The following is a 22,066-nucleotide window of genomic DNA, read 5'->3' on the forward strand; positions in this document are numbered from 1 at the left end:
CTTATTGGACATAGAAAAGATGTTTAAGGCGGGGCGGTTACTGCTTCATACGGTGGACGAAAGCGCCGTAGCGAGATAGTGTTGTGGCATGACCTACCAGCGTCCCACGACTTCGGACAACTCGAGTACCCTACCGAAACCGCCCGGCTGGGTCACCTCCCGTGCAGGCGAAACACCTCATAACGTTGCCTTTTTGTCAGGCGCGGGTTTTGCAATGCTGGATATGGTTCTAAGGCAATCCAGTGAATTGGTTCCTAAGACCCTGTTGGTCAACACCCTTGCGCTCAGGGCCGCCGTTGCGACCTCCAAACTGGAAGGACGGTTGGCACGAGAAGCTGACATCAGGGACGCCTATCATCTGACGCCACCCGATACCGATGGGATACGCCATTGGGGGCCGGACGGCGATGTGCTGGACTTCTGGCGGGGTGCTGTGCGTCTCCGGCTTGGTGGCTCGGACTGGATGCGAAATGTCGCGGATCATATCGACGCCGGTTTTGCGGATTCGGTTGAGGGCTGGCTGAGCGATGCAATGGAGCAAACCAAGTCGCAGGGGCCGTTGATGGCCGCCACAAACATCCTGCGGGCCGTGCTTGAGTCCGATGATCGCGCGGAGCGGATCGGTTGCCTGCTCGCCGATATGGTGCTTGCGAAGTTTTTCGGGTGGGAGCGTTTACTTCCACTCACCGCCCTTCAGGTGACCAAGGGAAATTTGCGTGACCTTGAAGATAGGGTCGGGGAGTTCGCGATCCATGATGCAATTTCAAAAAGCACTCAGACCACATATCGGCTTGCAATGACTCTTGCCGAACGCGCTACCGCCGTGCATGCAGTCGCCCCGAAGCTACGTTCCAAAGGATCGGACGCGGCCATCAACCTGTTCCTGTCCGAGGATGCGATCGCGCCCTCCGGCATGCTATCGCCGATAATCCGGGGCACGACGACGCCAATGACAGGTCGCGCCGCGCGACGGCTCTGCGATCGCCTCGTTGAATTGGGTGTCATCAAAGAGTTGACCGGCCGCTCGACATTCCGGCTTTATGGGGTGCCCCTATGAGCGTGGCTGCCAAACGAAAACCTGCCGGTGAAGGCGACACAGTATTCGACCGTGAGCTTGACGACTTGCCCGAAGACCTTCGGTGGCGGGAATGGATGGGGCGGATCGAGGCGGTGCTGTTTGCCAGCGGCTCGCCGGTTGGTCGTGAGGATCTGGCACGTGTTGTGGGGCAGGGCGCTTCAATCGATTCGCTGATTGATGACATCCAGGCCGAGCTCTCGGGACGTCCTTATGAAATCGCTCGCGTCTCTGACGCCTGGATGTTCCGGACTCGCACACGGTTTGCCGATGCGATCAAAGCCGCGGCCGATCTCGGCGACCGTTCGCTTGATTTCACCGAGATCGAAATGGCTGTGCTATGCGCCGTCGCGTACCACCAACCGATCGACCGGGCAGGGCTGGCCGACATCTTTGGCAAGGAGGTTAATCGCGATTTGCTTGCACGGTTGCGGTTTAAGAATCTCATTGCGTCGGGCCCAAGGTCACCGCGTCCCGGTGCGCCACATACCTTTGTAACAACAGCAGAGTTTCTTGCGACGTTTGATCTACAGACGCTGAGAGATCTGCCGGAGTTGGAACTGGCGGATGACTAGACTTATAGCGAGCTTATCGGTTCCCCGCATAAACTACCTAGAACTCATGATGATCGGGCAACGGCGATGACGCAGTGGGAATGGATCGTACCTTTCAAGGGGCGGAATCACTCGGGAGCCATCGAGCAAAACTTTCTTTGCCGTTCTGGCAACATTTATGTGATGGATAATCATCGAGCCGCGCTGTGGTGCTGGCTCCAAGAGCTTGATTTGAGCAAGCCGCATTCGCTCTTACATATAGATCGACATACAGACACCCTTCAGAGCCAGATGGACGAATGGCTCGATAATCTCCCCGACTGGACCGCCGGGATCGACGAACATCTTGGCAAGAATTACGATTGTGGCGGCTTCACGTGCCCGGTCATCCGGTGGGACAATTACCTTTCGATCTACTTGCACGAATTTGGTTCAAATCTGACCACGCTGAGATTTCTTACGCACAACGATGGCGATCCACCCAATTACGAAGGTACGATGTTTAGCCCGATCTGGGATTTGCCCGAAAACATATCGTACTGGCTCGGCGGAAACGAAGCCCCTTGGATCGTAAACGTCGATCTGGATTACTTTTTCTGTGATGCTGACGACGGTTCAGTCCGGATGATATCCGACGAGTATGTGGAAACAACTTTCAGCGGATTGAAAGATGCTATGGACCGAGGCGTTGTCGGGGCTGTGACGCTCTGCCTTACGCCAGATTCGTTCACTCCCGGATGGGAAGCAACCGAAGCTCTCGCTGCTCGCATTTTAGCCATTCTCGGTTTGGAGTTCCGACTTCCCGCCACGTGAGTTGTTCTGTTGTCAGCTCCTAAACGTCCTTGAACTTTCAATCAGACGCCTTTTCACTTTCAATCGGTCGGTCGTTGACTTTCAATCGGTCGGAGGTGTACTTTCAATCGGTCGAGAAAGGACACCCTTAAAATGTACCCCAGATTCGCTAAGTCCAGAGTAGAGGACGCCCTGTCAGACACCCGCGTGGTGCTCATCTCGGGCCCTCGCCAATCCGGGAAGACGACGCTCGCGACCGACATCGCCTCTGACAAAACTCCCTATCTCACGTTGGATGACGCGACCGTTCTTCGATCAGCACTCGAAGATCCGGTCGGCTTCGTCCGAGGATTGGATCGTGCCGTGATCGACGAAATCCAACGCGCACCAGACCTGCTACTGTCAATCAAGAGCGCGGTCGATGAGGATAAAACCCCTGGGAGATTCCTGCTAACCGGTTCCGCTAATCTTATGACCATCCCGAAGGTGGCGGACTCGCTTGCGGGCCGGATGGAGGTCATCCGACTACTTCCACTCTCTCAAGCAGAAATTTTCGGCAAGAAGTCCGACTTCATTGATAGAGCATTCGCGGCGCAAAAGCCCAAATCTGACCATATAGTCTTAGGGGGCGACCTGGTTGAGATAGTCCTTTCGGGCGGGTATCCGGAGGCTCTTGGCAGAAAGAGGTGGGCGCGAAAGCAGGATTGGTATCATGGCTATCTCGAAGCGCTCGTTCAGCGCGATGTCCGAGACGTAGCCCAAATAGACCAACTCGCCATCATGCCAAAACTACTCTCCGTCCTTGCCGAGCATTCCGGTCAGTTGACCAATTACACGGGCATCGGCGCCGCCGTTGATCTAAACCATGTAACCACACAAAAATATGTGCGGATCTTTGAAAACATCTTTCTGGTGCATACCCTCCAACCATGGTTCACCAATCGGCTGAAGCGATTGACCAAGTCGCCAAAGCTTCACTTCCTCGATGCGGGGCTCCTCGCGGCGATGCGCGATGTCTCACCGGAAACCGTACAGAAAGACAAAACGCCGTTTGGTCCAATCCTCGAAACTTTTGTGTTCAGTGAACTCCGTAAGATCGCGTCCTGGAGCGAGCAGAGTTGTTCGTTCTCGCATTACCGAGACAAGGACAAGAACGAGGTCGACATCGTGTTGGAGAACCGCCGCGGGGAGATCGTGGGTATTGAGGTGAAATCGTCAGCCACCGTTTCCGGTGATGACTTCTCTGGCATGCGCAAACTGGCAGAGGCATGCGGGAAAAAGTTTGTTCAAGGTTTGGTGCTTTACGACCATGATCAGGTCGTTCCGTTCGCGGACAACATGTTCGCCGCTCCACTCTCTTGCCTGTGGGGTGCGCCATGAGCTTGGTGGAGGAACAATGCGTCGAAGATCTAGCGGATCTGCTCTACAACTTCTTGCCGGGAAGCGGAAACTCCCGAACGGCATTTCCGCTTGCGGCGGCCAAGGTCCAGACCGAAGACTTCTGGATAAGAGGCAGTAAGCGCCCTGCAATCGTCCATCTCCTGTCCTCGACCCTCAGCCATCGCCGCCACAAATTCGCGCCACTTATGATGGCTATCGTACGCCAGTCAATGACATGGCGTCGGGGCAGAGGCGAGCCGCTGACACGCGACGAGATCGAACGGCTGAACCAATTGCTGCCGCGCCTCTCTCTAAAGATTCCTGAGTTGTGTGAGGCGGCGTTCCTTGACTCACTACATGCAGAGGAACCGAAGCCTCAAGAGCAGCCTAAGCCCTCGGGAATCACCCTATCGGATGATACAGCGACTTCTCTCTCGCAACGTCTGTTAGGTCTTTTCGAGCAGCAGCCGCAGCGTCGAGGCTATGAGTATGAGCGCTTCCTTACAGAGCTGTTCGCCGCCTATCAGCTGACGCCCCGGACGCCCTTCAAGCTGAAGGGCGAACAGGTCGATGGCAGCTTCAAGCTTCACGGAGAGACTTATCTTGTGGAGGCCAAATGGCAGGCGGGTTTGACCGGCCAGTCCGACCTCCTTGCCTTCTCGGGGAAAGTATCAGGCAAAGCGACTTGGTCGCGCGGTGTATTTATTAGTAATTCGGGGTTTTCTCAAGACGGATTGGCGGCGTTCGGCACGGGACGTCGAACCAATATCATATGTATTGATGGTCTCGACTTACATGAAATCGTCCACAACAGATTGTCGTTGATCGAGGTTGTCGAAGAGAAACTCCGACGCGCCGCCGAAACCAACCGGGCTTTCGTCCCAGTTCGAGAGCTTGGTATGATTTAACAAAGCAAATTTGATGTGTGGCATCATCTCGTACAATACTGAGGCGTTGTTCCCCCGGATGCTGGTATGACTTCCTCATCGCTTAGTTATTGTGTAATTATTTGAAACACATGCATTTCAAGCGAAAAATTTGAAGAACAGATAGAGACATTCCGACAATGATCATTCCCGACAACGAAACTGCGACCGACATGATCTATTTCGAGGCCATCTCGGCTTCGGTCGCCAGGGTGATCCGTGATGCGGGTGATGCCCCCTTGACCGTCGGCGTTCACGGCGATTGGGGCGCGGGCAAGTCGAGCGTACTCTTGATGCTCGAAAACGAGTTCGCCGACGATGATCGAACGTCCGTCGTCCGTTTTAACGGCTGGCTGTTTCAGGGGCTCGAGGATGCCAAAACCGTCGTTATCGAAACGATAATCGATCAGCTCTTGCGTGATCGCGCGACCAGCACAAAGCTGAAAGACGCCTCGCTGAAACTCTTGAAGCGCGTGGATCTCATGAAGGTCGCGTCAAAAGCTGGCGGGCTCGCTCTTACCGGTCTGACGGGCATCCCGTCCCCTGATATGGTTTCTAGCCTTATGGATATGGGCAAGGGGCTGCTTGCTGCTGGAAAGGATATTGACGTCTCAGACGTCACCGGATTTGTAAATAGTGTGACCGGCTGCCTCGGCGAAGCAGAGGCTGAAACTTTGCCGACCCACATCCATGCGTTCCGAGACGAGTTCTTAGAGCTTCTGCGGGCGGCCGATATTGATAGACTGGTCGTGGTAGTGGACGATCTGGACAGGTGTTTGCCCGAGACCGCCATCGAGACCCTCGAAGCAATACGTCTGTTCCTTTTCGTACCCGGGGCGGCATTCGTGATCGCGGCCGATGAGGGCATGATCGAGTATGCCGTCCGCTCCCATTTTCCAGATCTTCCGCTGTCTTCCGGCCCATCTACATATGCCCGCAATTATCTTGAAAAACTGATCCAGGTGCCGTTCCGGTTACCGCCGCTCGGCTACGTCGAAACTAAAACATATTTGAGCCTGTTGATCGCGGGCCGATCGTTTGCCGCAAACTCAAAAGAGTTTGGCGCACTGCTCGAACTCGGGCGCGAGTCTCTCCGACGGCCTTGGGACGGTGCTGGACTAAATCGTAGCCAGATCGAAGAGAAACTTGGCAGCGTTTCAGCCGAATTGGAGAACGCGCTCCAGCTCGCAGACCAGCTCGCGTATCCGTTGGCGGAGGGTGCCCAGGGCAACCCACGTCAAATCAAGCGGTTCCTGAACACGCTTAATCTACGTCTGGCTATCGCGGAAGAACGAAAAATCATCGACGACATAAACCCGGCTGCTCTGGCAAAACTCATGCTCGCGGAACGGTTCCAGACCGAATTCTTCGAGCGCATAGAAGCGGAGGCGGCCGTAAGCGGTTCATCGAAGATCGTCGAGCGGATAGAAGCCGCGATGAAAAAGGAGAATGACGAGCGGGACTCGATTAAGCCGAAGACTGCAACTAAAAAACCGGTTTCGATAGATACGCCGTCGGAGAACGACCCGCTCTCAAGTGATTGGGTCAGACGCTGGGCGGCGGTTTCCCCCGCGCTGACAGGTCAAGATCTCAGACCGTACTTGTTCGTCTCTCGTGATCGGAAAGCCCTCTTCACCAGCGGTTCCGCCTTGGCGCTGAAAGAGGATTGGATCGAAAAGCTTTGCGGCAGCACGCTCGGTGCGCGCGCCGCCGCCGTTGAAGTGGCGAAGCTCACACCCGGTGAGATCGAGCAGATTTTTGATGTAGTAGCGGCACGTGTCAGGACCGCAACCGACATGAAGAAGAAGCCGGCGGGTGTCGACGGACTTGTCGAGCTCTGTAAGATATCAGCACCGCTGCAAACACCGACTGTGCGTCTGCTCGCAGAGTTGCCAACCGGTAGTCTTGGACCCTGGGCGGCCACGGGCTGGGAAGCCATGTTGACCGATCAAAACGCAAAGACAGAGTTCAAAAAGCTCAAACAGGAATGGGCCAAACTGGATAGTAACGCGCCACTGCAACTTGCGGCGGGCGGGACTCGACGATCAAAGTCTAAGGGGGCCGGTTGATGGGTACGTCCAGTTCCTACTCGGGTCCTTCTTCCGGACTCGTGCCCGATTGGGTTGACGGGGTCGATTCAGGTATGGATGGCGGCGGTGACGATGACGGGCCGACGCAAGACGACTCTGAAGGCACCGGTGAAGCGGATCAAGGTCAAGATGCGGGGCAGACTTCGGACCTGGATGCGACCCCTCAGACGGCTCCGGCGGCAGCAGCCGCAGGCGACTTTCAATATCCGCGCGGGCAATTCACTCGGTTCACCAACGGTGGTGGACGAAAAGCGCTCGGTCGAGCGCTAAAGGGTTACGTTAGTAGCGCCGGGGGAGGAGCCGGGGCGGCCAGGCGGATGCCTAGTTCGACACGTGTCGCCTCCGGCGTCGCCGGTTTGGCGAGTACCTTCGCAAACGAGGGTCCGGCCGCGGCGCTCGCACGCTTCAATCTGCAAGACCTTGCGGGACGACCCGCCACGGAGGTTTTGGAATCTGTCGCGGAGATAATTTGTCCGGACGGTGGTACTATCGACGAGGCGATCGCACGGGATGCTATGCTAGAAGCGATCGGGGACCTCGCCGCCGAGGATCCTGGTGCCTTTGACGAATTATCATCCGATCAACTCAATGATTTCCTCTGTGATGTCATCGAGCGCAGTATCGTGACAAAGGTGTTGAACGAGATAGGCACCAATGCGCTACACGGCTCGGCAACCGATGCCGACTTCCGCGAAGCTGAGCAAATCACCCGAGACTACACACACGGCAGGGTACGAGACGCCTTAGGCAGCCGGTTCGATCCGGGATCGCAACCAACTCAAGCGGAGATCGACCGCAGCATTTCCAATGTCTTTGCTGACTCGTTCGAGATGCTGGGTGCCGTGTTGGAGAGCATGCAATGAGAAGAAACATCTTTGTCCGGATGGGAAAAACAGACGTTTCGCCGGTAACCGGCGGCGCGGACATCACTATCGATATGATCGATAATTTCAACACGCTCGACAGGGGGATGAACCAGCTCTTGGAAAGGCTGTTCAAGCTCAATGTGCGGCCCAGCGAATGCGCAATCGACCTCATGATCGTGGCCACGTCCGTCTATGCCGCCGACACCGGCGTGTCACGCGAACGCTACGCCGATGACAAATGGACGCGCATGATCAATCTCAGTATCCCGGTCAGCGATCCTGAGATTTGGGACGGGGTGAAGTCGAAACTGTCGGCAATGCTGCGTTTCCTGACCGGAGACCATTGGACATTCACTTTCCGGCCCAGACCTAAAGGGTTTGAAGAGATCGCGCGACTCCCAGAAAAGCTGGACCTTACCGATTTCACACACGTAAGCCTTTTCTCTGGCGGGCTCGATAGCCTCATCGGAACGATCGATCTACTCGCAGCTGGGGAGCGACCGCTCCTGATCAGCCATTACTGGGACGGCGAGGCATCGAGCGCACAAAGGAAGCTCCTTGATGTATTGGAAGCCCGACACGGTAACGCGTTCGAATCCATCCGCGCTTACATCGGATTCCGCAAGACAGATTTTGCTGAGGCTGGGAGCGATAATAATCAGAGAGCTCGTTCATTCCTTTTTTATAGTCTCGCAATCCTCGCGGCCGACGCTGTAGGCTCGACCGAAAAAGTTCTCATACCGGAAAACGGTTTGATCGCATTGAATGTGCCTATGGAATCTCTCAGGCTAGGGTCACTGAGCACACGCACCGCGCACCCACATTTCATCAACTCCATGTCGGACCTCATTGGCGACCTTGGCATCGGTGCGACCCTCGAAAATCCATATCGCTTCAAGACCAAGGGCGAGATGGTTGCTGGATGTCTTGATCCGAATCTTCTTGCCGAACTCTCTCTGATGTCCATGTCCTGCTCACACCCGGCACAGGTCCGGTTCGAGAGCGCCGCCCCACAGCATTGCGGACGTTGCGTTCCTTGCCTAATCAGGAGAGCGTCACTTAATTCCGGCTTGAAGATCCCCGACACAACCGAATATTTTTTGGACGATCTCCATTCGAATACGTTGGATTCGAAATCCGCAGACGGCAAAAACATCCGCTCTTTTCTGTTCGCCGCCGATAATTTGAGACGTAACCCGGAAAGGGCTAGATATCTTGTACTGAAGCCCGGACCGCTCGATCGCAGCGAGTTGGATCGCTATATCGACGTATACCGCCGCGGCATGGACGAAGTATCAGATCTTCTAAAGGGCGTGAGTGCGACACATGGTGGCTGATGATGGCTTGGGCCCGGTCGACTTTCATTGTCATCTGGATCTGTGTAAAGAGATGGAGAAAGCATACGCTGACTGCGATCAGATGTCTTGCATCACTCTGGCTGTCACAACTACCCCGAAAGCTTTTGAACGTAACAAGGTCATGGCCGAGCGCACGAAACATGTTCATGCGGCGTTGGGGCTGCATCCACAACTCGTTGCTCAACGAGCCTCCGAAATTACACTGTTCGAAGAGTTGGCGGCTAGCAGTCGATTTATCGGCGAGATAGGTCTCGATGCTGGACGTCGTTTCTATCCATCCTTTGACCGTCAAAAGCACGTGCTCGAGCGGGCCCTGAATGTATGTGCCAAACTTGGTGACAAAGTCATTAGTTTGCATAGCGTCCGGGCGGGTAAGCACGTCTTGGATGCGATCGAACGTACTGGAGTTCACTTAAATTGTCGGCCAGTTCTTCATTGGTTCAGCGCCTCTGACAGCGAGATACGCCGCGCGATCGACCTTGAATGCCTATTTTCGGTAAATGAACAGATGTTATTATCGCCAAGGGGAAAAGCCCTTCTGGGAATCGTTCCGCTTGAACGTCTGCTGACCGAGACGGATGCCCCCTTCCAATCCTCGCCAACAGCTACCCAAAAGGCACCGGGCGACGTCGCAGGCGCCATCAAACTGATTGCTGAAGCACTTCGCAAAGATCCTAAGTTGGTGAGGCGACAGGTTAGGCAGACATCAGTAGCGTTAGTCTCTCATCTAGTCACCTGAATGAAATCTTATAGCGGATCTTACAACCACAGACCAAGGCATCAATTCAGCTTTCTAGCAACGCTAGGTAGTCAACATGATCGTGTCGGGACAAGGCTTCGAGCGCCGCAATCCGAGATTTCCTGGTAAGCTTCAGGTCTGGTTTTCGTGTCGTTTTCCGAAGATTATCTGCATGACCATCTGCAAGTTTGTGTTCGAGTACCCCAGCGACGATGAGTGCAAGATACCAGTCAAAAGGTATCATGTTGCTATGTCTTTCTGAGGCCAAGTAAGTCACAGCCTTTACGGAACCTTTGGAGGTCTCAATCTCAAAGTCATCTAGGCGGTCATAGCCTTTGCCTGCACCCTCGAACCGGTCGAGGTCGTTCAGTTCCCGAACATTAACCTCGAACAGCACACCTGGTGTGTGGATGGCTTCCGCGTTAGTTATCAAAGTCGCCTTTCCGGAGCCATCGATACTCTTCTTGGAAAACTCTAAGTCCCAGCCTTGGGCGACTCCATGATCAATGGCTTTGGCACTAGGACAGCGTGCAATCAGCCTGCTGCTCAACATGTTCGATCCATATGCGAAGTAAAGGAAACTCATTCTCGATCGCAATCCCACTTAATCTGGAAATTCTTTGCATTGTAAAAATCTTCTCTAGCTTAATACACAATCATGCAACAGCGGTTCGGCGGACTTTTCATCCTTCGCATAGCGTACTCCATTTGAGATTGTTCGTTGAGCGGAAGTTACGACTAGGTTCAGCAATCAAGCACTTGTAAGTAGTTTATGCTCTGTCGGTGTAAACTAACTTTAACCTCAGCTCTGATCGGCTTCAGCAGCAGCCTGCCCTTCGACATTGTCTTCAAATTTCAAAAACCGAGGATAAGTCTCAAAACGCACTCCGACACCACGCGATATCCCCACGGATTGCTGGCGTGTCAAAACGTGGTTCTCAACAAGAAGTAGTTCGATCACACGAGCAATATCGCCTTGAGCAGAACTCTCCACCTCCCGCAATCGAGCGACGAGATCGTCGGAGTTGATTGATATGGTTCTGGGGTCCTCCACCACGTCGAAGTCCTTGCAGTTTGCCGTTCATCTGGGCGCGCCGTGCCGGCCGCGCTCTAGGAGCTCACGCTCCCGAAGCCCGCTTTGCGGTCTTCGCCATCCGGTGACGATCGCTCGCGCATCACATGATCCTAACTCAAAATCGCTAAATGTCGAAGTCGACACCGATATATATAACGATATGATTGTGACCGAAGATGCGCATGTGCGGATCATCAAACGCACCATCTTCTATTGTTTTCATTGCAAATATTGCGCGAACGCAGCATAACACAGGCGCGCTCCGCACACGGAGGGTGAGGCTTAGAAACCTCTCTGTAACAGCCCCAAACGGCTTACGGGCCGGGTGGCGCTGCCATGTCCAAGGCGCTCGCGCCCAAAAGCGGCGCGCCTTTGTTACAGAAGGTTTCTAACACCCGGCTTTGGGTCGTGGCCTCGAACTGAGGAGGCGAACTATTGACGCAATCGACATTCACAAATCCCGACGAACGCGATGCGATCGTGCGCGCTCTGGAACGCGGCGATGCCCAACGGGCGTTCACTCTGCTGGCCGACTATCTGACCCGTAACAAGATCGCCCTATCTGATGAGCTGTTCCGCCTCTACCTCGAGCGTGAGCTCTTTGCCTGCCTGAAGGGCAGGGGTCATATCTTTGACACCATTTAAGTGCGTGATCTGCTTTTGATTGCATTCGGCACGAATTTGCTCAATTCGCACGTGAAGACAAAAACCTGTTTCTTTTCTGCCGCGCTGCAGCAAACCTGTGACCTTTACACCAAGTCGTCGTCACTTAAGTTTGCTTGTTTGTAACGGAGATATACACGTTGTGATGGAACAGGCGGCTTCCAAATCGCGTAATATATAGTATAGATAGTTATCGTTATATATTACGATATAGACGGTTTTTGTATGAGGAGCAGTGATTTGAAACAGCTCGACGACACATTCAGGGAAAGCTTGATGCTGGCACTGGATGAGGATCGCCATGACGACCTTGTCCTGATGATCGCCAACCGCCTGCGCAGTCGGCAACTCGTGGTCAGTAAACACGCCCGTGCCGCATTGCCCATCAACAAAGATCTTTGCCAACCCCTTTGCACCAACAGACTGACCCAGACGGAGATCGACAATTTCGACATCCGCGACAATGGCTGGCACATCATCGCTGTCCAGAACTGCCAGATCGCGGGGGCAGAACTGTTTCCCTACACCGTCAAAGATTCGGACTACCGCGCACGCATTGAGGAATATGTCGTCTCACTCAGTAGCTATTACGGCGACACTTCTGACATGTTTGGAGCCTACCATCTGAATGGTATGTTTCTCGATTTCCAGCACCTGCACGAGTTTCGCCCAGAATGTCGCGGGGACGCCTGAAGCATACGGCGCTCGCCGCTGCACTTATTCTTGGCGCTGTCTTTCCAAATCAAGGCTTGGCCCAAGACGTGATATGGCGTGTCTGCCTGCCGGATGAGCGCCGCGTCACATGCGTCGTTGATGGCGACACACTCTGGTATCACGGCACCAAGATACGTCTCATCGGGATCGATACGCCCGAGATCGAAGGACGCTGCGCTGCTGAGCGACAGATTGCGGCCCAAGCCACCCGATACCTTACGAATTTGCTCAATACCGGACTGCGCAAAATCGCATTCGACGGTGAAGACCGATACGGTCGCGCTCTCGCGCGGCTCTGGGTGACAGAAGGCGAGGTCGGCCCTGCCATGCTGGCCGCCGGTCTGGCAGAACCTTTTCCGCGGCGCGAACCGCCACCATGGTGCGGATGATGACTGAGTGTTCTGAAACGCATTTCCCGGAGCAGGACGCTTGAGCGGTTCTTTCACATGGGATGCCATCGTGCGCATCGGTACCATCAAGCCCTATGACAAAGCACTCGTTCTCACGGTCTATCATGAACTCGATGGCTACGGGACTGACGCCAGATCCCCGGCGCGGCCCGTCTGGAACACCATCATCTGTTTCAAGGACCGCTTGCGGGCTGAGCTTTCAGATCAGCTTGCACCGGGCGACCTGGTCCATTTTGAAGGCTATGTGCGCACCACCACGTTCACCGATGATGCCGATGCCAAACGGCGCGCGGTGGATCTCGTCATCACACGGTTCGATCTTTTGCATAAACATATCGACGGCCCAACCGACCATTGAGCGGGTCATCAAGCGACCCCGCCGGCGGGGAAATCCGGAGCAGTTCCCGGCATGAGAGCCATCCGGTCGCAGCCAGACTTCGGGGCAGGCCAGAGCGGTGGGCAAAAACATGTCACCGACGGCGACGCGCAATCACTTGAGTTGATGACCGATGCCAGCTTGGGGATGCCATTTTCGCAAGATCAGTCAGAACCGGTGAAGCGGATGTCTCCGGCGGCAATGCGATTGGATACCATAGGGCGCATGTGATGCAGGTCTGTTCACTATGGGCCTTTGTCAGGGGCCGGGATGTTGTGCAGGCTGGCCATAGGGGCGAGGGGGGTGCCTGACGTTTTCGTTCTGTTTTGGGTGGAGGTGCAAATTGCTCAAAAGATTTCCTCACTCAAATCGGCCGTCAGGGACCAGTTCCTGATTGACCGCCACTGGGCATGGGCGCTCCAAAACGCAATGTCGAAAAGCCCGACCGAGTTCTCGCCGGTCTGCGCTGCGCTTGCCCGGCTGCGAGCCGCACCACTCGGTTTTTCTCGGTGCGTTTTCTCGGCTTCACCCATGCTTGTCCAGTGTCATCAGGAAATGGTTCCTGACAACTTAAGAGGAAAATACCATGAGCAACAAACTCGCATCTCTCACCAAGAACGAAAAAGACATCTTCACCGGCACACTCGCCACAATGGCCGTTCGCTCCAAGATCACGATCGTCCCCAACGCAAAGGCCCACAGCGATCAGCCCGACTACCGCGTCTTCGCCAATGGCACCTACGAAATCGGTGCCGCCTGGAAGAAGACCTCCGAGACCACCGGCAACGACTACCTGTCGGTGAAAATGGCCGCCCCCGAGCTCGGCGCCATGGCGATCTACGCCAACGTCATCGCGCTCGACGAGATCGGTGATGACAATGTCACCCACCTGATGCTCTGGTCCGCACGCGAACCCCAGGCCGCCAGCAACCAGCAGGCAGCCTAACCTGAGAGGATCGGCCCCGGTGGACCTCCCACCATCGGGGCCGATTGACGATCCTCACGTCACACAAAAGGTTCAGGCACTTGGAGATGACAAAAACATTCAATTCCGTTAATGATTCCACCGATGTCACCAGGCTTGATGGGCAAAAAGGGAGACACACAGGGGAAACAGGGGTTGGGACATGTCAGATGCACGGGTGTACTGTGAGTGACGAAGAGACATTATTTGAAACCAAAAATGTGAAGTTCTTCGAAGGACCACCACAAAGCAAAGACCTGATTCCGGATCATTTAGGCGTGAATATCGACCTCTTCCGACAGGTCAAAGAGCACTACAACAAGGCCAAAGAAAACATTGCTTGCAGGGTACTTGCGGACATCTGTCAGGACATTCAGGACACCGGTTTTATCGGACGCATGGATGACAGTGCGGAGCGCCTTTCAACCACAACGGTGACCATCCAACGCTGGCGCTCCCGCTTTGCGGACGCCGGATTGCTCAAAAGACAGAACCGAAACGGGCTTTACTCAGTCGATCCGAAAGTTGCGATCCGGTTGGACGCAAAGGGTGACATCATCAAACCGGCCAATGAGCGAAAGGCCGTGTTCAAGTTTTAGGCGCTGCCAAGCCATCCCGACATTGGTCCCAATAGCACTCATCAGTCTGACATGGTCACCTGATGAATGACCTGCCGCATACACAAATCTCCCTCTGGATGGCAGGTTGTTTCCAGTTCCCCGTTTCTGACGCGAAACTGCCGGACATCCTCTGCACCTAGGTGGTCAAACGACAATGGTCGTCTCGCAAATGGATTATGAAACACCCGCATGCCATCCCTTAGGCTCTCTTTGTATGTGTCAATCGTACCGCCAACTTGGATCAACTCGTGATTGTTCCTGATCCGGACAGCTTGAAACACGAAGTCACCTTTGCTCTCACTCAACGCCCGAGCTTTCCCGAATGTTGCGACAGTGCTGTAGATAATCGCGCTCACATCTGACATCTCTTCATTGGCAAACAGACCCGTTGGTAAAGACACCTTGCCGTCCTTCATGAACGCCTTCTCATGTCTGACGTCATAGAGAAGCCGCTGCATCGCCACATCACCCAACTGATGGGCATCGGGCGTCCCAAAGTTCTGAATCGCAATCACATAGCTTTGATCTGCCATATGCGGCAGGTTGGAATAGCTCTTCTGGTACTTTCTAAACTTCGCGCTAATTGAGTTCGATAGCCTGACCATCGTTTCAATGTAGCGACCTTCGATATCATCATGGTTCGTGATATCCGCCATCATCTTCATCCACTCAGGGGTTGCATCTTGTGCATGGGCAGAGATTGTCGCTTCGACCGCAAACCCGGAATCGGGTATCACGAAATCGGGCGCATGATGAGAAAAGTCGACTGCATGATTGAGGCTCTTCAATACAGCAAACAGATAGAGTTCCCACCAGCTCGAGTTGAACGTCCTCTGGAACTCAGCAACAAACTTTCCGTCGCGGTCAATGAATCCAGCCGCCCAATCATTGAGTACGTTTCGCAGGGCATCGTCTTCTTCTTCGATGAGCCAAACAAAATTGGGATGCAGGGAGGACTGCGCGACAGTCGGTGTAAAAAGGTCTAGTGTCATCGCAGATCTTTGCGACACGGTCTTTATGTTTGCAAAGGATTTCTATGTTCCTAGTCCGCCGTCCCATTGCTACTCCCGTGACAAATCATAGCCTGGATCGTCGCGATCTCTTTCACCAAACCGCATCTCTTCTTGTGCGGTGATATCATCCTGTTTGGCGACTTCCGCCTCATCATCGAAAATTTCCCGCAGCCTCATCGTCCATGACGCGGGCTTTTCAGCCGCGCGCATGTCGACGGATTTCGAGTAGGGCACCAGCACGCGATAGATGTGTTTGCCGATCCCGCTGACCAGCACATAGACACCCTTCTTGTGCAAAAGTGGTCCAAGCTCGGTCTGGAAGTCGGTACGATGCACGACAGGTTCGCGCTTCTCCTCACGCATCCATTTGAGCCGTCCGCCGCCATCAGTGTCCCGCCGATGGGTGATCATGATCGTGTTGCCGAACTGCTCTTCGAGCCGCCGAGCCGTCTGGCCGACATTGATCTTGGCGATCACCTTGGTGCCGATCAAAGACTCGATCTGGTCTGCAACCTGTTGCGAGTATTTGGCGACCAGCTGTTCCACACCTTGTATCCCCAAAACGACAGCAAGACCCTTGGAGCGTCCGGTTTCCAGCATGGCCTCAAACCGATGGACTTTGGGCAGTTGTGCGAACTCATCGACGAACAGCCAGACCCTGCGGTCTGTGCTGTCGCCGAAGGAAACATCGGACACATTGGAGGACATCACCGTCAGGAAGGCAGATATCCAGCCTTCGGACTGATCCTGAAACCGCCCCGAGCGTTGCAGCACAAGCGTGCGATCCTTCGTCTCTTCATCGAGCAACCACTTGCGCAGGGAGAACGTCTTGCGCTTGCCTTCGCTCGACCGCCATCCATAGGCAAGCATGCGGACCGCACCCAGGCCTGCGGCCATTGTTGAGATGGTCGCGGACACCTGACGGTAGTCCGCATTGAGATAGATCATCGCGTCACGGTGATATTTCTTGGCGAAGGTCTGCAATTGCTCAAGCGGCAGCTGCGTAGTTTCCATCAGCTCCCACCACGTCCACTTTTGCGGCTTGGTCTTCATCAGTGTGATGATGCAGAGAGCCAGAACGGTCCGAGATGAGTCCGAAAAAAACCGATCCTTGGTTTCCGGGATGATCCGGTTCGCCACTTCGATTGCATCCTCTTCGACGATGAGGTCGTTGGCGATGTCCCAGATCACCGAGCGGTCATCATGGGGGGCGAGTAACAGTGGTGCTTGCGGCTCTTTCGCGCCCGTGGGCTTTGAGAAAGCCATGCGGGTGTAATCGCCTTTGAAGTCGAACACGACGGCCTTGTCGCCGCGTTCCATGACCGATCTGAGCAATGGCAGGATGGTCTGTGTCTTCCCGCCGCCAATCGCCCCAAAGACCAGAAAGTGGTTCACTTCGCGCAGCCGACTGACAAAGAAATCGCCAAACCAGTGCAGGCCCTTCGCGTCGCGTTTGATCTCCTTGTTGGACGCAGCAACAAGCTCTCTTGGACCGGCGATGGTCAGTCCGGCTTTGATAATTAGAAGTTTGACCCGTAATCCCCATTCCCAAACGAGATAGCCAAAACAGCCCAACGCCATCACGACAAATGCGGCAAACGTGGTTGTGCCGAGATAGAATTGTTGTTCCGAGTTTAGGGACATCGCCGCTTTGATCTGTCCGCAATAGGCTTGGTCGAATGGGTGTAGGCAGGCTTTCACATAGTCCCACTTGATGGGGATCGATGCACCGTCCGCTGTGCGATAGGCGGTGTATTGAAAGAAATACCAATACACCAATCCCGCACACAGAGCGCAGATGAGAATGCCGATTATGAGCCAGCGATAAGGCGCAACCTCCGGCTTATAGATCATTGCAACACGCTTTCGGAACGCACCATCGGCTCTATCTCGACATCGCCTCGGCCGGTCGCTTCGCTTCCGCCTTTGGCTAAGCTGCTATGAGCAGCGACAAAAGACTGGAGCTCTTTGCTGCCACCTGTGTTGACATAGTGGGCGAGAACCGCTTCGATCTCGTCGAGCGGCATTGCGGATGCGCCTGCGCGCATGGCAGCCTCACCAATCAGGACTTTTCTGCGCGTCCCTTGCTTTCGGTCTGCGTGTTTGGCGCGTTGCATCCGTTGGTCTCCCTTGGCGATTTTGGCATCAAACACTTGCAGGATTAGATGCAGAGGCCTTGCGGCGAAATCGCTCCGCAATCGCCTGAAACTCCTTCAGCAGTTCCGCATCACTAATGTCCAAGTTCGTCAGATCGGCCTTGGCCGCGATCTTACCGATCTGGTCCGCACGGGCCTCAAGAGCGGCAGCGCGCTGAGCCTTGAGGGCTTCGATCTCTTTGTCGATGTCGACAACGGATTTGGGTTTTCTGGCCATGGGTTATGTCTCCTGTCCCTGGACATTGAGGGTGTTGGAGCAGACGATACATCAATTCAAACTTCATCGCTATATATAACGATAGACATAACGGTAAATATGCGATAGAAAATTGAGGACAACGGCGCACTTATACGTCGCAAGCGACAGGTGCGGCCTGGGATGGCCGCATGAAGATGCGGGTGAAGCGGTACTTGAGCGACTGAGACAGTCTTGGTCGGCCGAAGTTGGACACTAGCGAACGCAGGCGGGCCGGAAAGGAGACGGGGTTTGGCGATCTACCATCTTTCGGCGCAGATCATCGGCAAGGGGGGCGGACGGTCCGCCGTTGCCGCTGCTGCCTATCGGCATTGCGCCAAGATGGAGCGCGAAGAGACCGCCGAAGAAATCGATTATTCCCGCAAAGGCGGCAATGCGCATTCGGAATTCGCGCTGCCGAAGGATGCGCCGGAGTGGATTGCAGCATTTGCCGAGGAACATGCGGCGCCGGAGGCAAGTGCGTTTTTCTGGAATGCCGTGGAAGCCAATGAGGGGCGTAAAGACGCGCAGCTGATGCGCGAGATCGTCCTGGCGCTACCCGTTGATTTGACCACAGAGCAGAACATTGAGTTGGTGCGAGACTTTGTCTCACGAGAGCTTTCGGCGCATGGCATCGTCGCGGACTGGGCTTATCACGACATGGCAGACAACCCGCATGTGCATCTGATGACGTCGCTCAGGCCGCTCACGGATGAAGGTTTTGGGGCCAAGCGTGTGCCAGTCCTGGGGGATGATGGCAAAGTGTTGCGCGGGTCAGACGGCAAAATCCGCTATGAGCAATTCTCGGGCAGTCAGGAGCGGTTGCGCGAGATGCGAGCGGCCTGGGCCGAGACGCAGAACCATCATCTGGCAAAACATGGCCATGACATTCGGGTCGATCATCGCTCGTTCGAAGAGCTCGGGATCGATGCGGTGCCAAGTAAGCATCGGGGTCCTGCGTCCGACAATATGGATGCGCGGGGCGAGGTGTCAGAGCTCGCCGAGAAGGCCAAGCTTGCGGCACGGGAAAACTATCTGCGCTATGCGGATGATCCGGCACTCATCCTGAACAAGATCACGACACAAAAGGCGGTGTTTACCCGTCATGACATCGCGCGGGAGATCCACCGGACCGAGTGTACACCCGCAGAGTTCCAGGCGCTTTTCTACCATGTGGGGGCGCATGAAGAGTTGGTGCCTGTGGCCGCACCTGCCTTCGATCCATTTACGGGCGATGCGACAAGCGAGGCGATGTTCTCGACCCGGACCATGGTCGAATTGGAGCATCAAATGCTGCAGAATATCGATGGTTTGGCCCGCCGGCAGTCAGCCCCGATCGCAGATAAGGACCTTGAGAAGGCCTATGCGGTGTTTGAGGCAAAGCGCGGGTTTGATCTTACCGATCAGCAGAAAATGGTTGTCCGGCACCTCACCCGTGAGACGGGTGCGGCAGCACTCGTGGGCTATGCGGGGGCAGGCAAGTCGACCGCAACCGAGGCCACGCGGATCGCGTTTGAAGCTCAGGGCTATACGGTTGTGGGTGGCGCTTTGGCAGGAATTGCCGCCGACAATCTGCGCTCGGAGGCGGGCATTGAAAGCCGCACATTGGCCTCCTGGGAGTATCAATGGGCCAAAGGGGACATGCTCCCAAACGCTAAAACCGTCTTTGTCATGGATGAGGCCGGCATGGTCTCTTCGCGCCAGATGGAGAGCATCACACGCACCCTGAACGAGGCCGGTGCACGGATGATCGTGCTCGGCGATGCGCGCCAGTTGCAGCCCATTCAGGCCGGTGCCGCCTTCCGTGCTTTTGTTGATGTGACGGGATATTCCGAACTCGACTCTGTCGTCCGCCAGCACGCGCCGTGGATGCGCAAGGCTGCGATCGCGTTCGGATCGGGCAGGGCGGGCGAGGGGGTTGCCGCCTATCTGGAGCACGACAAGCTCGGTTGGTTAGAAAGCAATGAGGATGCCAGGACTGCTCTAATTGCGGATTGGATGCCCTACCATCAGGCGTCAGCGGACATCACGATCATGGCACATCGCAACGAGGATGTGATCGCATTGAACGTCGAGGCGCGGGAGATGCTGAAGTCAAAGGATACGCTCGACGAGGAAGCGACGTTTGCCTCAGAGCGTGGCGAGAAACCCTTCGCAGCGGGCGATCAAATCCTGTTCCTGAAGAACGAACGCAGTCTCGGGGTGTTTAATGGATCGACGGGGCAGGTGGTTGAAGCCGAACGGAACCGGCTCAAAGTGCTGGTGGAGGGCCATGTCGATCCGATCACTCTGCGCGCCAACGAATACAACCACATTGACTATGGCTATGCGCGCACGATCCATAAGGAGCAGGGCAACACGGTCGACCGCGCCTTCGTCTATCTGTCGCCAACGATGGATGCGCAGCTCTCCTATGTGGCGCTGACCCGGCACCGCGATGATGTCTCCCTCTACGCGTCCCGCGAGGATTATCGCAGCAAGGGCGAGCTGGTCGAACTGATGTGCCGCGACCGGCTGCAGGACTCCACCGCGCTCTATCGCGACCGGGTCGACTACAAGGACATCGTGCGCGGTTTTGCCGAACGGCGCGGCTTCTCAACGACGCGCGTCATCACCGACTTTGTCAAAGCCAATGTGCAATATCTGCGCGAGCGGTTCGACAGATTGGCGGAACGCTTCGGCCGGTTGCGCCATCCCGCGCCGGACCGTGAACCGATCCTGGTGCCGGAAAGGGATGGGGGCAAGGAGCCTGCGCGGCGCGTGCCGCCGGCACCGCGGCCGCCTGAAATGTCCGTCCACTTGCAGCACGCCGTCAACCGCCTGTCGCACAACCTCGCATCGGAAACCATTCGCGGTCGAAAGGCGCGCGGGTTTGAACGCTCCGCGCATTACGAACTCAACCTTGCGCTGTCTGCGGGCGAACTGCGATCGTTCAACGCCGATCTCAGATCGGTCTTTCCGAAAGACGCCATCCTGACCCATGGATCCCATCAACCGAATGAGGATGCGCCGGTGCTGGATGGGTTGCCCAACGGCTGGAAGTCCTTCGCCCGTGAAAGCTGGGAGCAAGTCTTTGCCGCCCAATGGGCCGAAACGCAGGCCACCCTGCAGCCACTGACCGAACGGGTGCGGCCTTGGGATCTCGCGCGGGCAACGGCCTTCACGGAAGGACCGGATCGCGCGCCGACCCAAACTCCTGACCGTTCCACCGACCAAACACCAGCTAAAGTGAGGTCCAACATGCCGCCAGAAAAACCACTGATCGATGCTGTGCCCGATCTACCGCCTTTGGAAGATAGAGACATCCGCACGCGCGCTGCCGCGGACATCGCCGCCCGGCCGAGCCTCGCCCTGGCGCAGGATGCGGCCTACCGGATTTACGTTGAACCGGACCAGGCAGTGGACCGGATGGTTGCGCACTACACCGCGCAGGGAGACCGCAAAGCCTTGGTCTCCGAGATCGAACGGTCCCCGGAAAGCTTTGGCGAGATGCAGGGCAAGACACGGCTTGGGATCGCCAATGGAGATCGCCGCACGGCGCTGGAATTGACGCCCACGATGGCCCGTAAGGTAGAGGAGCATTTGACTGAGCTCGACAGGATCAAACTGAACATCGTCGACCGGCATGAGGCAAGACGCGCTGCGATGCGTAAACCGATCCCTGATTTGTCTCCTGAAGCGCACGCTTACATGGCGCGGATGGCGCAGGTGCACCAGATGCCGTCCGGACAGGAGAAGGACGATCAGACGCGGCTCCTGATGACGGATAAAGCATCGGCGCAGGAAGTCGTGCGGTTCCGTCAGGGTCTGGCCGCGCGCTACGGCAAGGGGGACGAAGCCATCCGGAAAGGGATCGAGCAGGACCCGGCTTTGGCGTCGCGATCAGCGTTGGCGCGCAAGTCAATTCAGGAGCGCGCCGACGGGGTCGCCCACGCAATACCGGTTATGAGTCAGATGCGTGAGCAGATCCAAAGGCTGGATCGCACACCGGATCGCGGCAAGGATCAGTATCGCGGAATTGAGCGATAGGACGGAGCCTGCTGCGGATTGCACGTTCGTC

Annotated in this window: 23 protein-coding genes; 17 read left to right on the forward strand and 6 right to left on the reverse strand. The window is 55.7% G+C overall.

Annotated elements, in window-relative coordinates; genetic code table 11:
* The first annotated feature begins 88 nt into the window (after window positions 1-88).
* The 9 genes from ACRBB0_RS22380 to qatD all read left to right on the forward strand — a co-directional run bounded on the left by ACRBB0_RS22380 (window position 89) and on the right by qatD (window position 9,780).
* A complete protein-coding gene (locus ACRBB0_RS22380; protein WP_431376696.1) occupies window positions 89-1,057 on the forward strand; it encodes a DUF1403 family protein in 969 nt (322 codons plus the stop codon).
* Entirely contained in the window at window positions 1,054-1,650 is a 597-nt protein-coding gene (gene scpB / locus ACRBB0_RS22385; protein ID WP_431376697.1) for an SMC-Scp complex subunit ScpB, read from the forward strand. Before ACRBB0_RS22380 ends, scpB begins: the two co-directional genes overlap by 4 nt.
* A 66-nt stretch (window positions 1,651-1,716) precedes the next feature.
* Window positions 1,717-2,442: a UPF0489 family protein gene (locus tag ACRBB0_RS22390; protein WP_431376698.1), complete on the forward strand. Its 726-nt coding sequence runs from the start codon at window positions 1,717-1,719 to the stop codon at window positions 2,440-2,442.
* A gap of 132 nt (window positions 2,443-2,574) precedes the next feature.
* The gene (locus ACRBB0_RS22395) at window positions 2,575-3,801 is read left to right on the forward strand and encodes an ATP-binding protein (protein ID WP_431376699.1); all 1,227 of its coding nucleotides are present in this window, start codon (window positions 2,575-2,577) and stop codon (window positions 3,799-3,801) included.
* On the forward strand, window positions 3,798-4,709 hold the full coding sequence (locus ACRBB0_RS22400; RefSeq protein WP_431376700.1) for a restriction endonuclease: 912 nt from the start codon (window positions 3,798-3,800) through the stop codon (window positions 4,707-4,709). The genes ACRBB0_RS22395 and ACRBB0_RS22400 overlap by 4 nt, the downstream gene beginning before the upstream one ends.
* Window positions 4,710-4,867: 158 nt before the next feature.
* Complete coding sequence (gene qatA / locus ACRBB0_RS22405) at window positions 4,868-6,796, forward strand: Qat anti-phage system ATPase QatA (RefSeq protein ID WP_431376701.1); 1,929 nt, start codon at window positions 4,868-4,870, stop codon at window positions 6,794-6,796.
* 41 nt (window positions 6,797-6,837) lie between these two features.
* Window positions 6,838-7,680 (forward strand): Qat anti-phage system associated protein QatB, encoded by an 843-nt coding sequence (qatB, locus tag ACRBB0_RS22410; RefSeq protein ID WP_431376702.1) that lies wholly within the window; start codon window positions 6,838-6,840, stop codon window positions 7,678-7,680.
* Window positions 7,677-9,020: a Qat anti-phage system QueC-like protein QatC gene (gene qatC / locus ACRBB0_RS22415; protein ID WP_431376703.1), complete on the forward strand. Its 1,344-nt coding sequence runs from the start codon at window positions 7,677-7,679 to the stop codon at window positions 9,018-9,020. The genes qatB and qatC overlap by 4 nt, the downstream gene beginning before the upstream one ends.
* Window positions 9,010-9,780 (forward strand): Qat anti-phage system TatD family nuclease QatD, encoded by a 771-nt coding sequence (qatD, locus tag ACRBB0_RS22420; protein WP_431376704.1) that lies wholly within the window; start codon window positions 9,010-9,012, stop codon window positions 9,778-9,780. The genes qatC and qatD overlap by 11 nt, the downstream gene beginning before the upstream one ends.
* Window positions 9,781-9,826: 46 nt before the next feature.
* Here the strand turns inward: qatD and ACRBB0_RS22425 are convergent, their stop codons facing one another.
* Together ACRBB0_RS22425 and ACRBB0_RS22430 are read right to left on the reverse strand one after the other, a co-directional pair.
* Window positions 9,827-10,366 (reverse strand): gamma-glutamylcyclotransferase family protein, encoded by a 540-nt coding sequence (locus tag ACRBB0_RS22425; protein WP_431376705.1) that lies wholly within the window; start codon window positions 10,364-10,366, stop codon window positions 9,827-9,829.
* Window positions 10,367-10,582: 216 nt separating this feature from the next.
* The gene (locus ACRBB0_RS22430; RefSeq protein ID WP_431376706.1) at window positions 10,583-10,837 is read right to left on the reverse strand and encodes a hypothetical protein; all 255 of its coding nucleotides are present in this window, start codon (window positions 10,835-10,837) and stop codon (window positions 10,583-10,585) included.
* 453 nt (window positions 10,838-11,290) lie between these two features.
* Between ACRBB0_RS22430 and ACRBB0_RS22435 the strand changes: the two genes are divergently transcribed.
* From ACRBB0_RS22435 to ACRBB0_RS22465, 7 genes are all read left to right on the forward strand, one after another.
* Window positions 11,291-11,500 carry a hypothetical protein gene (locus tag ACRBB0_RS22435; RefSeq protein ID WP_431376707.1) on the forward strand — a complete coding sequence of 70 codons (210 nt, stop codon included), beginning with the start codon at window positions 11,291-11,293 and terminating at the stop codon, window positions 11,498-11,500.
* A 258-nt stretch (window positions 11,501-11,758) separates the two neighbouring features.
* Window positions 11,759-12,211, forward strand: a complete 453-nt coding sequence (locus ACRBB0_RS22440) for a hypothetical protein (RefSeq protein WP_431376708.1) — start codon at window positions 11,759-11,761, stop codon at window positions 12,209-12,211.
* The gene (locus ACRBB0_RS22445) at window positions 12,193-12,621 is read left to right on the forward strand and encodes a thermonuclease family protein (RefSeq protein WP_431376709.1); all 429 of its coding nucleotides are present in this window, start codon (window positions 12,193-12,195) and stop codon (window positions 12,619-12,621) included. Before ACRBB0_RS22440 ends, ACRBB0_RS22445 begins: the two co-directional genes overlap by 19 nt.
* Window positions 12,622-12,661: 40 nt before the next feature.
* A complete protein-coding gene (locus tag ACRBB0_RS22450) occupies window positions 12,662-13,000 on the forward strand; it encodes a hypothetical protein (protein WP_431376710.1) in 339 nt (112 codons plus the stop codon).
* 51 nt (window positions 13,001-13,051) lie between these two features.
* Window positions 13,052-13,249: a hypothetical protein gene (locus tag ACRBB0_RS22455; RefSeq protein WP_431376711.1), complete on the forward strand. Its 198-nt coding sequence runs from the start codon at window positions 13,052-13,054 to the stop codon at window positions 13,247-13,249.
* 355 nt (window positions 13,250-13,604) lie between these two features.
* The gene (locus tag ACRBB0_RS22460) at window positions 13,605-13,964 is read left to right on the forward strand and encodes a DUF736 domain-containing protein (protein ID WP_299506120.1); all 360 of its coding nucleotides are present in this window, start codon (window positions 13,605-13,607) and stop codon (window positions 13,962-13,964) included.
* Between the two features lie 203 nt (window positions 13,965-14,167).
* Window positions 14,168-14,581, forward strand: coding sequence for a hypothetical protein (locus ACRBB0_RS22465; protein ID WP_431376712.1), 414 nt, complete (start codon window positions 14,168-14,170; stop codon window positions 14,579-14,581).
* Between the two features lie 41 nt (window positions 14,582-14,622).
* Here ACRBB0_RS22465 and ACRBB0_RS22470 read toward each other — a convergent pair whose 3' ends face one another.
* The 4 genes from ACRBB0_RS22470 to ACRBB0_RS22485 all read right to left on the reverse strand — a co-directional run bounded on the left by ACRBB0_RS22470 (window position 14,623) and on the right by ACRBB0_RS22485 (window position 17,988).
* Window positions 14,623-15,594 carry a hypothetical protein gene (locus tag ACRBB0_RS22470; protein ID WP_431376713.1) on the reverse strand — a complete coding sequence of 324 codons (972 nt, stop codon included), beginning with the start codon at window positions 15,592-15,594 and terminating at the stop codon, window positions 14,623-14,625.
* 69 nt (window positions 15,595-15,663) lie between these two features.
* Window positions 15,664-17,469 carry a type IV secretion system DNA-binding domain-containing protein gene (locus ACRBB0_RS22475; protein ID WP_431376714.1) on the reverse strand — a complete coding sequence of 602 codons (1,806 nt, stop codon included), beginning with the start codon at window positions 17,467-17,469 and terminating at the stop codon, window positions 15,664-15,666.
* Window positions 17,466-17,732: a hypothetical protein gene (locus ACRBB0_RS22480; RefSeq protein ID WP_431376715.1), complete on the reverse strand. Its 267-nt coding sequence runs from the start codon at window positions 17,730-17,732 to the stop codon at window positions 17,466-17,468. Before ACRBB0_RS22480 ends, ACRBB0_RS22475 begins: the two co-directional genes overlap by 4 nt.
* Before the next feature lie 28 nt (window positions 17,733-17,760).
* Window positions 17,761-17,988 (reverse strand): TraC family protein, encoded by a 228-nt coding sequence (locus tag ACRBB0_RS22485; protein ID WP_431376716.1) that lies wholly within the window; start codon window positions 17,986-17,988, stop codon window positions 17,761-17,763.
* Between the two features lie 270 nt (window positions 17,989-18,258).
* On the opposite strand from ACRBB0_RS22485, the gene traA reads away from it, so the two are divergent.
* The gene (gene traA / locus ACRBB0_RS22490; protein WP_431376717.1) at window positions 18,259-22,035 is read left to right on the forward strand and encodes a Ti-type conjugative transfer relaxase TraA; all 3,777 of its coding nucleotides are present in this window, start codon (window positions 18,259-18,261) and stop codon (window positions 22,033-22,035) included.
* Window positions 22,036-22,066 lie beyond the last annotated feature (31 nt).

Origin of the sequence: Pelagimonas sp. (assembly GCF_050633425.1) — a bacterium.
Classification (GTDB): domain Bacteria; phylum Pseudomonadota; class Alphaproteobacteria; order Rhodobacterales; family Rhodobacteraceae; genus Pelagimonas.

Coding starts and splice junctions, on each gene's coding strand:
- ACRBB0_RS22380 (WP_431376696.1), top strand. CDS start 89: ATGACCTACCAGCGTCCCACGACTTCGGACAACTCGAGTACCCTACCG.
- scpB (WP_431376697.1), top strand. CDS start 1,054: ATGAGCGTGGCTGCCAAACGAAAACCTGCCGGTGAAGGCGACACAGTA.
- ACRBB0_RS22390 (WP_431376698.1), top strand. CDS start 1,717: ATGACGCAGTGGGAATGGATCGTACCTTTCAAGGGGCGGAATCACTCG.
- ACRBB0_RS22395 (WP_431376699.1), top strand. CDS start 2,575: ATGTACCCCAGATTCGCTAAGTCCAGAGTAGAGGACGCCCTGTCAGAC.
- ACRBB0_RS22400 (WP_431376700.1), top strand. CDS start 3,798: ATGAGCTTGGTGGAGGAACAATGCGTCGAAGATCTAGCGGATCTGCTC.
- qatA (WP_431376701.1), top strand. CDS start 4,868: ATGATCATTCCCGACAACGAAACTGCGACCGACATGATCTATTTCGAG.
- qatC (WP_431376703.1), top strand. CDS start 7,677: ATGAGAAGAAACATCTTTGTCCGGATGGGAAAAACAGACGTTTCGCCG.
- qatD (WP_431376704.1), top strand. CDS start 9,010: ATGGTGGCTGATGATGGCTTGGGCCCGGTCGACTTTCATTGTCATCTG.
- ACRBB0_RS22425 (WP_431376705.1), bottom strand. CDS start 10,366: ATGAGTTTCCTTTACTTCGCATATGGATCGAACATGTTGAGCAGCAGG.
- ACRBB0_RS22445 (WP_431376709.1), top strand. CDS start 12,193: ATGTCGCGGGGACGCCTGAAGCATACGGCGCTCGCCGCTGCACTTATT.
- ACRBB0_RS22455 (WP_431376711.1), top strand. CDS start 13,052: ATGAGAGCCATCCGGTCGCAGCCAGACTTCGGGGCAGGCCAGAGCGGT.
- ACRBB0_RS22460 (WP_299506120.1), top strand. CDS start 13,605: ATGAGCAACAAACTCGCATCTCTCACCAAGAACGAAAAAGACATCTTC.
- ACRBB0_RS22470 (WP_431376713.1), bottom strand. CDS start 15,594: ATGACACTAGACCTTTTTACACCGACTGTCGCGCAGTCCTCCCTGCAT.
- ACRBB0_RS22475 (WP_431376714.1), bottom strand. CDS start 17,469: ATGATCTATAAGCCGGAGGTTGCGCCTTATCGCTGGCTCATAATCGGC.
- ACRBB0_RS22480 (WP_431376715.1), bottom strand. CDS start 17,732: ATGCAACGCGCCAAACACGCAGACCGAAAGCAAGGGACGCGCAGAAAA.
- ACRBB0_RS22485 (WP_431376716.1), bottom strand. CDS start 17,988: ATGGCCAGAAAACCCAAATCCGTTGTCGACATCGACAAAGAGATCGAA.